The sequence below is a fragment of the Lacimicrobium alkaliphilum genome, assembly GCF_001466725.1.
GTDB lineage: Bacteria > Pseudomonadota > Gammaproteobacteria > Enterobacterales > Alteromonadaceae > Lacimicrobium > Lacimicrobium alkaliphilum_B.
Genome location: NZ_CP013650.1, coordinates 4,089,066 through 4,100,891, shown reverse-complemented (window position 1 = coordinate 4,100,891; position 11,826 = coordinate 4,089,066). Strand labels below are relative to the sequence as shown.

General features: G+C 50.7%; 12 protein-coding genes. 2 read left to right on the top strand and 10 right to left on the bottom strand.

Annotated elements, in window-relative coordinates; genetic code table 11:
• Position 1: 1 nt before the first annotated feature.
• Complete coding sequence (gene tatA, locus AT746_RS18240; protein WP_062483363.1) at positions 2-241, bottom strand: twin-arginine translocase TatA/TatE family subunit; 240 nt, start codon at positions 239-241, stop codon at positions 2-4.
• A gap of 132 nt (positions 242-373) precedes the next feature.
• On the opposite strand from tatA, the gene AT746_RS18235 reads away from it, so the two are divergent.
• Complete coding sequence (locus AT746_RS18235) at positions 374-1,318, top strand: hypothetical protein (protein ID WP_062483361.1); 945 nt, start codon at positions 374-376, stop codon at positions 1,316-1,318.
• A 255-nt stretch (positions 1,319-1,573) separates the two neighbouring features.
• Here the strand turns inward: AT746_RS18235 and ubiB are convergent, their stop codons facing one another.
• From ubiB to AT746_RS19940, 7 genes are all read right to left on the bottom strand, one after another.
• Positions 1,574-3,211: a ubiquinone biosynthesis regulatory protein kinase UbiB gene (gene ubiB / locus AT746_RS18230; RefSeq protein WP_062483359.1), complete on the bottom strand. Its 1,638-nt coding sequence runs from the start codon at positions 3,209-3,211 to the stop codon at positions 1,574-1,576.
• Positions 3,212-3,214: 3 nt separating this feature from the next.
• Positions 3,215-3,835 carry a ubiquinone biosynthesis accessory factor UbiJ gene (locus AT746_RS18225; RefSeq protein ID WP_062483357.1) on the bottom strand — a complete coding sequence of 207 codons (621 nt, stop codon included), beginning with the start codon at positions 3,833-3,835 and terminating at the stop codon, positions 3,215-3,217.
• A 9-nt stretch (positions 3,836-3,844) separates the two neighbouring features.
• Complete coding sequence (gene ubiE / locus AT746_RS18220) at positions 3,845-4,618, bottom strand: bifunctional demethylmenaquinone methyltransferase/2-methoxy-6-polyprenyl-1,4-benzoquinol methylase UbiE (RefSeq protein ID WP_062483355.1); 774 nt, start codon at positions 4,616-4,618, stop codon at positions 3,845-3,847.
• A gap of 158 nt (positions 4,619-4,776) precedes the next feature.
• The gene (locus AT746_RS18215; protein WP_062483352.1) at positions 4,777-5,478 is read right to left on the bottom strand and encodes a DNA-3-methyladenine glycosylase I; all 702 of its coding nucleotides are present in this window, start codon (positions 5,476-5,478) and stop codon (positions 4,777-4,779) included.
• A gap of 152 nt (positions 5,479-5,630) precedes the next feature.
• A complete protein-coding gene (prlC, locus tag AT746_RS18210) occupies positions 5,631-7,670 on the bottom strand; it encodes an oligopeptidase A (RefSeq protein ID WP_062483351.1) in 2,040 nt (679 codons plus the stop codon).
• Positions 7,671-7,861: 191 nt separating this feature from the next.
• Entirely contained in the window at positions 7,862-8,320 is a 459-nt protein-coding gene (locus AT746_RS18205) for an Hsp20/alpha crystallin family protein (RefSeq protein WP_062483350.1), read from the bottom strand.
• The gene (locus AT746_RS19940; RefSeq protein ID WP_197414291.1) at positions 8,286-8,534 is read right to left on the bottom strand and encodes a hypothetical protein; all 249 of its coding nucleotides are present in this window, start codon (positions 8,532-8,534) and stop codon (positions 8,286-8,288) included. The genes AT746_RS18205 and AT746_RS19940 overlap by 35 nt, the downstream gene beginning before the upstream one ends.
• Positions 8,535-8,566: 32 nt before the next feature.
• Here AT746_RS19940 and gorA point away from each other — a divergent pair, with 32 nt between their 5' ends.
• A complete protein-coding gene (gene gorA, locus AT746_RS18200; protein WP_062483348.1) occupies positions 8,567-9,916 on the top strand; it encodes a glutathione-disulfide reductase in 1,350 nt (449 codons plus the stop codon).
• Positions 9,917-10,624: 708 nt separating this feature from the next.
• Here gorA and AT746_RS18195 read toward each other — a convergent pair.
• Positions 10,625-11,170: a GNAT family N-acetyltransferase gene (locus AT746_RS18195; protein ID WP_062483346.1), complete on the bottom strand. Its 546-nt coding sequence runs from the start codon at positions 11,168-11,170 to the stop codon at positions 10,625-10,627.
• A gap of 155 nt (positions 11,171-11,325) precedes the next feature.
• A complete protein-coding gene (locus AT746_RS18190) occupies positions 11,326-11,820 on the bottom strand; it encodes a ZrgA family zinc uptake protein (RefSeq protein ID WP_062483344.1) in 495 nt (164 codons plus the stop codon).
• Positions 11,821-11,826: the final 6 nt, after the last annotated feature.

Sequence of the window (11,826 nt, the reverse complement as noted above, 5' to 3'; positions counted from 1 at the left end):
ATTAACTGTCTTGTTTCTGTTTATCCGACCTGGAGGTGGCAGCAGAATCGCGCTTGTTCTCCACTTTCTGTTGGTCGAAGTCAGCGTCGGAAGAAGCATCCTTATCAGTGTCTATTTCTTTCTTAAAACCTTTTATAGCAGAGCCAAGATCGCTGCCCAGCGTACGCAGACGCTTGGTTCCAAACAATAATAGAACAATGGCAAAAATGATTAATAATTGCCACAGACTGATTCCACCCATAACCTGCTCCTGAATAGTAATTTTCCTCTATTATACGTAGCTTATATAAAAGGTCACTGGATTTGATTATGCTCATTTGGTTAACCATGCTATGTACTTAGCCGGTACGTTTTTTACTTAAAGGAAAGGCCTTTGTCCGGACTGAATAGATGCGCCAGTCTGTTGTTACTGGTTTTTATAAATTCGGAGGTTGCGGCCTCAGAAGAGCCACCTGAAGAACAGCAGGCTGTCTGGCTGGACAATATGCAGGACAATGTCTCTGATTCTATTGACGCCACAGTCAGATGGTTCGACAGTTTTTTTATTGACGAGACCCAGCCTCTGAATGAGGCCGCCAAAGCGGAAGCCAGACTTCGTCTCGGCTGGGAACCCCGCAGTCGCGATCTGATGGAGTTTGAGAGCCGCTTTCGGGTCAGGGTCAGATTGCCGAATATGAAACACCAGACTGACTTAATCTTTTCTGATTATGATGAGGATGAGCAGGGAGCAGGGATTAAGGCGGCCCGCAACGAGGCTCTGGACAATCGCAACCGGTTCAGTATGGCACTGCGTTTTACCGCGAAAAAAACCGAGGATCTGAATATCTCCCACCGTATTGGTGTGGGCAGAAAGCTGCAGCCTTATGTGAAATCGGAAATACGCAAAACCTTTGGTCTGTCAGATGTCAGTAATCTGCACCTGGAAGGTTCGGTGTACTACTACACGCAGGACCGTTTTGGCAGCAGGCTCAGAGCTCAATACAGCTATCAGATGGATAATGAAAACCTGCTTCGCTTTGACAATAACTTTTACTTTCGCGACAAAGAGAATGACTGGATCTGGCAACACGGCCTGCACCGCTATCAACAGCTGGACCCTCGTACCGGATTGATTTACGGAATCTTTGTTGAAGGCAACAGCCAGCCCTACTATCGAAGCGAGGAATTTCTGCTCAGTGCACGCTGGCGACGCAATGCTGTGCGGGAATGGCTGTTTTTCGAACTGGAACCTTTTGTGCTCTGGCGCAGGGATGAGGATTTTAAACCGTCCTACGGCCTGGCCATGCGGGTAGAAGCCTATTTTGGCGAGCTGAACTGAAAAGCTTTCAGCTTTCAAAAAAAGTCAGTTTTCAGCCATCAGCTTTCAGGGTGTCATTACCGCATGTCGTTGGCGGTAATCCAGTGCCTGTTAAGTAAGCGTAGTCCGTAATGTAGCGCAGCGGTCCTGTAACAAAGACGATAATAACCACAGAGTCACAGAGGACAAAGAGAAGCATAGATCCCAGTTAAACCCCTCTGTGACCTCCGTGTATCTGTGGTGAAAAAGGCTTTTTTTGTGATAGCTGCGTCAATTCTATTGTGGCTTGCTGCTAATCAGCCAGCCGCGGGCAAAGCTGATAACACCCAGCCCCGCCAGCCCCAGGGCATACCAGCCGCTGACTGGATAGATCGGCAATATCACACCGGCGAGGATAAGGGTGCTGCCGAGTAACTGATAACGACGACTGCGGTGTTGCTGATGCTGTTGTTGTTGCAGCGCCGCTATCCAGTGTTGCTGCTGTTGCGGCAGATGCTTGAGCTGCTTCAGGGTATCAAACAGCAAATCCGGTACTTCCGGCATTTTCTCTGACCAGTAGGGCAGGTTAGCCCTGACTTTTTTATACAGGGCCTTGACGCCAATCTGCTCCTGCATCCAGTTTTCCAGAAAAGGTTTGGCGGTTTGCCACAGATCCAGTTGTGGATAGAGCTGACGTCCCAGCCCTTCAATATACAGCAGAGTTTTTTGTAACAGCACCAGTTGCGGCTGCACCTGCATATTAAAGCGCCGGGCGGTATTAAACAGCTGTAACAGCACTATACCAAAACTGATTTCAGCCAGCGGTTTCTGAAATATGGGTTCGCAGACGGTACGGACCGCCACTTCAAACTCTTCCAGATCGGTATCGGCCGGCACCCAGCCAGAGTCCACGTGCAGCTCTGCCACCTTGCGGTAGTCGCGGTTGAAAAAGGCCACAAAATTTTCCGCCAGATAGCGCTTATCTTCCCGGTTCAGCGTGCCGACAATGCCAAAATCAATGCCGATATACTGAGGATCGGCGGGGTTCTCGGTGGACACGAAGATATTGCCCGGGTGCATATCGGCGTGAAAGAAGCTGTCTCTGAACACCTGGGTAAAGAACACCTCCACGCCCCGTTCGGCCAGCTTTTTCATGTCAGTACCCTGAGCATGAAGGGCGTCGATGTCGGCTACCGGGATACCATAGATGCGTTCCATCACCATTACATTTTTGCGACAGTAATCGCTGTAAATATGCGGAATATACAAGGAGCTGGAGTCTTCAAAGTTTCTTTTTAGCTGAATACCGTTAGAGGCTTCCTGTAACAGGTTCAGTTCTTCAAGGATGGTTTTTTCATATTCTCTGACCACCTCCACGGGACGCAGCCGCTTGCCGTCGGGCAGCCATTTTTGTACCACCATGGCCAGGGTATACATCAGCTCGATGTCCGCATGGATGGTATCGCCAATGCGGGGCCGGATGACTTTGATCACCACCTGTTGGCCTTCAGGTTTAAGTCTGGCCGTATGCACCTGGGCGATGGAGGCTGAGGCCAGGGGGGCGGCGGAAAATTCATCAAACAGTTGATCGATGGAAGATAACCCCAGTGCCTTCTCTATGGTTTGTCGGGCCAGTGTGCTGTCAAAAGGCGGTACTTTGTCCTGTAGTAATGTCAGTTCATCGGCAATATCCGGCGGCAGCAGATCACGACGGGTAGAGAGCATCTGACCAAATTTGATAAACACCGGCCCCAATGACTGCAATGCGAGACGAATGCGTTCGCCGCGGCATTTATCCGGATAACGGTTGCGCAACCAAAAGGCACTGTGACGGGCAATTCTGGCGTACCAGGGTAACCAGCGGGGCGGGATCAATTCATCCAGACCATGTTGCAACAGGGTTTTCTTGATGGTGTATAAACGCATCAACTGCACGATTTATTTGCCTTTTTGTTGTTTCGGTCGTTGTTCAAGCTGCAGTAGCCGGGCTTCAAATCGTGCCACATCTGAACGCAACTGGTTAACCTGTTCTGAGAAGTCTTCTACCGCCAATGGGTGCGCAGTCAGCTGTTTTTCGTCCATGGCGGTGTCTCTGAGTATTTCGCCAAAACGCTGCAGTCGCGAAAGGGCGGCCTGATGAAATTGACGTGCGGTCTTAAAAGACTGGTGGGCGATGACATCGCCGGTGTAGCGGGAGAGTTGCTCTTCCCAGTCGATATTCAGTTCCTTGAGCAGATTGCTGAAGCTTTGCGCCGTGTGCATATCGCCATTCAGACTCAGTTCTTTTTGCTGTATCAGCTGACTGAGCTGACTGATATCCTGCATTTTCTGCAAGGTGGCTAAAGACAGCTCAATGGTGCAGTCAACCTGCTGGTCATCCGTCAACACATCAACCTGATTTGAAAAGGCAAAGGTCAGTGGCCAGGGCAGCTCATGCAGTTTAACCTGCAGCCGTCTGCCGTGCAGGGGCACAAGTCGCTGCTGGCTGTCCGGATCCAGAGACAGAAGGTTATTCAGGGCCAGTTCAATCCCGGCGGTGAGCAATTGCGGTGCGCTCATCAACAGGCCTTAAAACTTAAAGCCACGGTGCAGGGCGACAATTCCGCCGGTCAGGTTGTGGTACGTCACCTGTTCAAATCCGGCGCCTTCCATCATAGCCTTAAGGGTTTCCTGATCCGGGTGCATACGGATGGATTCAGCCAGGTATTGATAGCTCTCGCTGTCATTGGCAACCAGTTTGCCCATCTTTGGCAGCAGATGAAAAGAATACAGGTCATAGACCTTGCTCAGGGCATCAAACTCCGGCTTCGAGAATTCCAGTACCAGCAACCGGCCACCGGGTTTAAGTACCCGTAACATGGACGCCAGCGCTTTGTCTTTGTCGGTGACATTGCGCAGGCCAAAAGCAATGGTAATCAGATCAAAGTGGTTGTCAGGAAAAGGCAGGCATTCGGCATTGGCCTGAACATAATCCACATTACCCAGTATGCCTTTGTCACGGAGCTTGTCCCGCCCCACTCTGAGCATGGCATTATTAATATCGGCCAGTACCACTTCACCCTGCTCACCCACCAGGCGTGAAAATTTCGCCGCCAGATCACCGGTTCCACCGGCCAGATCCAGCACTTTGTGGCCAGGGCGTACGCCGCTGCAGTCGATAGTGAAGCGTTTCCATAAGCGATGAATACCCATGGACATTAGATCGTTCATCAGATCATATTTGCCGGCCACGGAATGAAATACCTCGGCCACCATCGAAGCTTTTTGCTGCTTCTCGACGGTTTTAAAACCAAAATGGGTCTGATCGTCTGACTGTGGTTGTGACTGGCCTGGCTCGCTCATGAAAACTCCTTTGATTACTGGCAGCTAGTTTACCTGATTAGGCGGAGTTTGACAGTGACCTTGATACGTCAATTGATGGACTAATGATCAGGCTTTGTATGTCGTTAGGGTCTGCAAGGCGAGCCGCTACCCGTTCATCAATTTATTTGATTAATAACTCAGACCACATAATTATCGCCGGTGCTGTAGGCAATAATCTGGCTGAGCTGTTGCAGGGGCAGGCCGCTTTGTTGTTGCAACTGGTTAAATACCTGCTGAATTTTATCCAGGTTACGCTTGCTGGTGAGGCCACCGTCGATCAGTTTGTGCTGGCGGAAATAGGCCTCTACGTCTCGACTGAGTAAGAAAGTATCTTTGCCCAGTGCTCTTAAGGCATAAGGGCCGGTATTACCACCGAGGCGCTCACCGTGCTTTTTCAGATAAGCCCACAGACCGGTAATATCCTCACCGGGCCAGTCGGCAACAAAGTTGCCAACACTGCCGTGTTCTCGGCGGATGCTGTCGATCATCAGGGCATTATCGCGGATGGTACGCACTTTTTTATAGTTGCGGATAATGGCGGGGTCGGCGGCTTTGCGCTCCAGCATCTCATCGGGCATCAGCAGTACCTTGTCGATATCAAAGCCGAAAAACAGCTCCTCGAAGGCAGGCCATTTGTTCTCCACCACCCGCCAGACAAAGCCCGACTGAAAGATCTTTTTACTGAACTCGGCCAGATAGCGGTCATCACCCAGTTGCCTCAGCGCCTTATTACTTTTTGGATTGCCGAGCAGGGCTTTTAATGCCTGTTCGCCGCCCTTGCGCTCGCAGGCTCGCTGATAGAGCGCATCGAAGGATTCCGGTTGTGATATTTCAGCCATTAGTTTTCCTTGAGGCTATTAGCTGTTCACCGCGGAGTCGCAGAGTACGCAAAGATATAATAATCTAAGTCGTCAGCTATCAGCCCCTAAAACTGACAACTGAGAACTTTTCTGGCTCTGCGGTGAAATTTCTTTTTGTGCCGGTAAACAGCCTATTCAGCAATACCGCTATGACGCAACAAGGCATCAATATTCGGCTCCCGGCCACGGAAGGCCACAAACAGCTCCATGGGTTCCCGGCTGCCGCCCTGCTCGAGCACATTTTCCAGAAAGCTGCGGCCGGTCTCAGAGTTAAAGATACCTTCTTCTTCAAACCGTGAAAATGCGTCAGAAGACAGCACCTCTGCCCACTTGTAGCTGTAATATCCGGCAGCATAACCACCGGCAAAGATATGTCCGAAGCTGTGCTGAAAGCGATTGAAAGCGGGCGGAATGACTACGGCTACCTGCTTGCGTACCTTGTCCAGTATGGGCTGTATCTGGTCTTTTTTGCCCGGCTGATAATCTTTATGTAAATGGAAATCGAACAAACTGAATTCCAGCTGGCGAACCATCTGCATTGCAGACTGGAAGTTGCGTGCTGCTAAGAGCTTATCCAGCAGCGTCTTGGGCAGAGACTCTCCGGTTTTATAATGCCCGGAAATAAATTCCAGTGCCTGTTCTTCCCAGCACCAGTTTTCCAGGAATTGACTGGGCAGTTCCACCGCATCCCAGGGCACGCCATTAATACCGGCAACGCCGCTGGCGCTGATTTGGGTCAGCATATGGTGCAATCCGTGGCCGAATTCATGGAACAGGGTAACCACTTCATCATGGGTAAAGAGCGCCGGTTTGTCTCCCACCGGCCCATTGAAGTTGCAGGTCAGGTAGGCCACAGGGTGTTGCAGGGCGCCGTCGGTTTGATGGCGGCGATCCAGGCACACATCCATCCAGGCACCGCCGCGTTTATGGGCGCGGGCATAGAGATCCAGATAGAAGCTGCCGCGCAGGTTACCGTCACGGTCATGAATATCAAAAAAGCGTACATCTTTGTGCCAGGTGTCGATGCCGCTGCGCTCGCTGATCTGCATGCCGTACAGGCGGTTCACCACCTCAAACAGACCTTTGACCACCTTGTGTTCAGGGAAATAAGGGCGCAATTGCTCATCGGAGATGGCGTAGCGGGATTCCTTGAGCTTTTCACTGTAATAGGCCAGATCCCAGGCCTGTAGATCAATGGCGCCATATTCTTTGGCTGCAAAGTCTTTGACCTCGGCCAGATCTTTTTCTGCCTGGGGCTTAGAGCGTCTAGCCAGATCCTCTAAAAAGCCAATCACCTGTTGTGGCGACTCCGCCATTTTGGTCGCCAGAGAGCTGTGGGCGTAGGAATCAAACTCCAGTAATTGCGCCAGTTCATGACGCAGTGCCAGGGTTTCTTCCATGATTTCGCTGTTGTCCCATTTACCCGCATTGGGGCCCTGATCGGAGGCGCGGGTAGAAAAGGCACGGTACATTTCCTCGCGCAGTTCGCGGTTATTGGCGTACATCATCACCGGCAGATAACTGGGAATATCCAGGGTAAACAGCCAGCCCTGAAGATCTTTCTGGCGCGCGGCCTGGGCTGCGGCATCCAGCGCCGATTCAGGCAGGCCAGCCAGTTGCTCTTTATCGGTAACATGCTTGCTCCAGCCCAGAGTGGCATCCATCAGATTATTACTGAAGGCGGAGGAAAGATCCGATAAGCGGCTCTGAATCTCGGCAAAGCGTTTTTTCTTGTCATCGGCCAGGGCCACGCCGCTTAGCTCAAAATCACGCAGTGTGTTGTCGATGACTTTTTGCTGTGGCTGCGACAACTCGGCAAACTCAGCACTGTCTTTAATGGCTTTATAGGCCTGATATAACCCTTCATGCTGCCCCACCCAGGTGCTGTATTCAGACAGCAGCGGTAAACAGGCGTCATGGGCCTGGCGCAAATCATCGTTACTGACCACTGAATTCATATGGGAAACCGGTGACCACAGGCGGCTGAGCTTATCGTCCGCTTCATCCAGCGGCATCACCAGATTATCCCAGCTGAACTGAGGCTGCTTTACCAGCCGCTCTATCTCTGATTTGCAGTGGGCGATGGCCTGTTCTACCTGAGGCCTGATATGCTCAGGTCTGATCTCGGAAAAGCGTGGTAGCGCCTGAACTGACTGTTGGTTCCGGGTCATTTGATTCTCGCTGTTGAATTATCAGAGTTTATGGGTACAAGATAAGGCTGTACCGGTGAAACTCAATAGTCGATCACCGATTTCGTTGCAGATAGTGATATACATTGATAAAACAACAGGAGCGCCTGTTAACAGTAATGATCAGTGCGGGTATAAAGCAGGTGACATGCTTGCCACCTGCATGAGTTTGTTTAGCCGATCGCTATCCGCTTACTGGCCGTTTCGCTTTCAGCCGGTTTGGGCAGCATAACCGTCAGCACGCCTTTGTCATAGCTGGCCCGCACCTGGCTGTTATCCGCAAGGGAAAAGGGCAAGGGGATGACCCGCCTGAATGAACCGTAGGAACGTTCAATCAGATGGTAGCCTTTGTCTTCTTTATCCTCCTGCCTGAACTGCTTTTCGCCCTGAATAACCAATTGATCACCGTGTAATTCCAGTTTGATGTCTTCGCGGTTCATATCCGGTAGATCGACTTTGACTTCCAGAGCTTCTTTGGTTTCAGCAATATCAACAGCAGGCTTTAACCACTGAGAAGTCTGACTCTGTGGCCAGTCCCGGAAAAAGTCCTCAAAAACATTATCAATACGACTACGTAGTGAGTTCACCGCTTCGGGTTTATGGTTGCCAAAAAGGCTGGGAAATAAGCTCATCATCATCTCCTTTTGCTGGTAGGGAGTTATTAGATAGCTCTGATTTTGGGAATTGGCAAAGCGTAAATTCATGCCTTTTGCGCTGGATCAAAATTGTCTGAAAATTAATCAGTCGAGGCTTGTCGGGGAAAGTAAAACGCCCCATATCCTGTCGTTTGCACCAGAGCAACACAAATTCGCCAGTAGTTGCGTTTGCTGGCACAATCGGATGCATTGTGGTCATCCCTAATACTGAGTAAACAAGCTATGACAGAATTTGATTATATTTGTATCGGCGGCGGCAGTGGTGGTATTGCTTCGGCCAATCGCGCCGCCAGCCATGGGGCCAGAGTGGCGCTGGTCGAGGCAAAACAGATCGGTGGTACCTGTGTAAACGTAGGCTGTGTACCCAAAAAAGCCATGTGGTTTGGTGCCCAGGTGGCTGAAGCCATCAAGCTCTATGCCCCTGACTATGGCTTCGATGTCAGTCTCAATCAGTTCAGCTGGCAGACGCTGATGGAAAGTCGTGAAGCTTATATCAAGCGTATTCACGGCTCTTATGACAGGGTACTGGGCAATAACGGTATTGAGCGTATTGAGGGTTTTGCCCGTTTTGTTGATGCCAATACCATTGAAGTAAACGGCCAGCAGTACCGGGCCAGACATATTTTGCTGGCTACCGGTGGTCAGCCGGTCTGGCCCGATGTGCCTGGCGCCGAACATGGCATCGACTCTGACGGCTTTTTCGCACTGAATCAGCAACCAGAACGGGTGCTGGTAGTGGGTGCCGGTTATATTGCCGTGGAACTGGCCGGGGTGCTGCACGCGCTGGGCAGCGAAACTCACCTGGCGGTGCGGCATGACAAACCGCTACGACACTTTGATGAGATGATTTCCGATACGCTGGTGGAACTGATGGCCAATGAAGGCCCGACACTGCATACCCACAGCGATGTGGAAAAAGTGGAAAAGCAGCCTGGAGACGCTCTTAAAGTCAGCTTTAAAAACGGTAACAGTCTGGAAGTAGACAGCCTGATCTGGGCCATTGGCCGCAAACCGGCGACCGCCGACCTGGGTCTGCAAAAAGCCGGTGTGGATTGTGATGACAAAGGCTATATCAGGGTGGATAAGTACCAGAACACCAGCGCACCGGGCATTTATGCGGTAGGGGATAATACCGGCCAGATGGAACTGACCCCGGTGGCAGTGAAGGCTGGGCGTTTGCTTTCTGAACGGCTGTTTAACAACCAGCCTCAGGCGCACATGGATTATACTAATATTCCCACTGTGGTGTTCAGCCATCCTGTGATCGGCACCGTAGGTTTGACCGAAAAGCAGGCTGTTGAACAATATGGAGCCGACAATATCCGCGTTTACCGCTCTGCTTTCGCCGCCATGTATACGGCCTTAACCCGCCATCGCCAGCAAACCAAAATGAAGCTGATCTGCGCCGGCCCGGAGGAAAAAGTGGTGGGCCTGCATGGCATTGGCATGGGTATGGATGAGATCCTGCAGGGCTTTGGCGTGGCCATAAAAATGGGCGCCACTAAGTCCGATTTTGATGCCTGTGTGGCGATTCATCCCACCAGCGCCGAAGAGTTTGTGACGATGCGCTGAGGGTAAGAGCGATTGAACCACGAAATGCTAAAGCCAGGAAATGGATTGATATGAGGGAAAACGTCCGCAGTGTTCTGCTTTCCGGCAGAGAGCGCTGCGTCTCCACCGCAATGGACCACCACCGTGTTGGATCGACAACATGTTAACTCGTTGATTCTTATTAAAAAACAGATTTGTATGCAAAAACTGTTGGGGTATGGAGACATTTCACTGTGAGCCATAATTGGATATTGTCTGCTGAATTCATATAACTTGTTGATTTTCATGGGTTAATACATCATGGCATGGCTCTTGATATAGTCTATTCATGAACCTTACTATAGCCTGGATGGCTGTTTCGGCGGGAAACCGAAAACTCTCCTTTTCCGATGCCAGGGATGGCTGGGGCAGGATGCCCGGCAGGTTACAATCTTCTATGTCATCCGTAGGATGAAGTGGCAGGAAGCTCGGGAAGATTGGGATTTGTCCAACAGCCTGGACGCTGGCCCGGCAGGATGCCGGGTAAGGTTCACCCCATCCCCTGCTTATATTTATTATCCAAATGGCGGTACCATGTCTGCCAATCAAATCTGGTCCTTTGCGCTGACCCACCAGCGCCGAAGAGTTTGTGACGATGCGCTTAGGGCAAGAGCGATTGAATCACCAAAAACACTAAAGACTCGTAAGAAGGGGGTCACCGCAGAGGGGCGAGAAACCTCAGTTTCTAAACTAGCGCTCTAACATCTTGCGGTAATACACCACTTCCATATCCCCCAGCGGGTCTTTATGCAGGTCATGTTTGATAAATTGCATACCCAGTTTTCGCATAATATTAATGGAGCCATGGTTGTCTTCCATGGCAATGGCGCTGATTGAATGGATATTTGCATCATGGCCAACAATGGCATCGGCAATATGGCGGGCCGCCTCAGTGGCATAGCCTTTACCCCAGGCTGCCTGTTTAAAGCGCCAGCCCAGTTCAATATCCTGGTCATCGCGGTTGTCATTGAAAAAGTGCATGGGTCTGACCAGGATCCAGCCAATAAAACGATCATCCTGTTTGATATTCACCTGCCATAGTCCCCAGCCTTTTTGTGGGTTGCGATAACTCAGCATACGGGGAATAAAGGTGTTTTTAATCTCATCCCTGCTGGTGGTCTTCCCATAAGTAATGTACTGCATGACGGCCGGATCCTGATCCAGCTCAAATAACAGATCGCCGTCATGTTCATTCATCAGCCGGTAATACAGGCGTTCAGAGGGCTGAATTTGCATTATTGTTATCTCTGGCTCTTGTTGAAAGCCGGATATTCTAGCGCTTCAGGATCCGGGCCGCTGCAGCAATAGGTAAAAATTTGTTGCAGGAGTGCATACCAGTTGATCTTATCGGATTTAACCGACAGAGGTTTACCCGTACGAGGAGTAACCTTCTAAAATTCTATCTGTGGCTGTTCCGGGGTCAGTCGGGCTGATGCAGTGGATTTTTGTGTCAGCCATTGGGTGTGAAGTAGGTGCAGACTCGTGGCCCAGGTGAAAATCGTGAGCCTGGCATTGCTGACATCACCAGGGCAGCTAAAGCGGTATTGCACACTGATATCACTGTGATGGTGATGATCACTCCTATGCTGATCAGGCAACTCTAAAACTTTTTCCGTCAGTCTGCAGTCTGGTGAAAAACGGATCAGATTATCGCTGTCGCCAAGCCTGTCTGCCAGTTCGTTAATTTTTTGCTTCTGCGCCGTATTTTGGGGTGCATGTTCAAAGCCGAGCAGATCCATTGCCGGAAGGGCGAGTTCGAGATACCAGTCACTATTATCCTGAGCCAGACTGAGAGTGCCTTCGCCATGGGTATGAGCTTTGTGTTGAGCTTGCGGTGCGGTGCTACACAGTAACAAGGTGAGCAGGGATAAGGCGATTCTGAACATACAATG

Bases quoted from the DNA above. Each gene is read 5' to 3' on its own strand.
- AT746_RS18195 (WP_062483346.1), bottom strand. From the start codon at position 11,170: ATGCAAATTCAGCCCTCTGAACGCCTGTATTACCGGCTGATGAATGAA.
- AT746_RS18205 (WP_062483350.1), bottom strand. From the start codon at position 8,320: ATGAGCTTATTTCCCAGCCTTTTTGGCAACCATAAACCCGAAGCGGTG.
- tatA (WP_062483363.1), bottom strand. From the start codon at position 241: ATGGGTGGAATCAGTCTGTGGCAATTATTAATCATTTTTGCCATTGTT.
- AT746_RS18225 (WP_062483357.1), bottom strand. From the start codon at position 3,835: ATGAGCGCACCGCAATTGCTCACCGCCGGGATTGAACTGGCCCTGAAT.
- AT746_RS18215 (WP_062483352.1), bottom strand. From the start codon at position 5,478: ATGGCTGAAATATCACAACCGGAATCCTTCGATGCGCTCTATCAGCGA.
- ubiE (WP_062483355.1), bottom strand. From the start codon at position 4,618: ATGAGCGAGCCAGGCCAGTCACAACCACAGTCAGACGATCAGACCCAT.
- AT746_RS19940 (WP_197414291.1), bottom strand. From the start codon at position 8,534: ATGCATCCGATTGTGCCAGCAAACGCAACTACTGGCGAATTTGTGTTG.
- gorA (WP_062483348.1), top strand. From the start codon at position 8,567: ATGACAGAATTTGATTATATTTGTATCGGCGGCGGCAGTGGTGGTATT.
- AT746_RS18190 (WP_062483344.1), bottom strand. From the start codon at position 11,820: ATGTTCAGAATCGCCTTATCCCTGCTCACCTTGTTACTGTGTAGCACC.
- prlC (WP_062483351.1), bottom strand. From the start codon at position 7,670: ATGACCCGGAACCAACAGTCAGTTCAGGCGCTACCACGCTTTTCCGAG.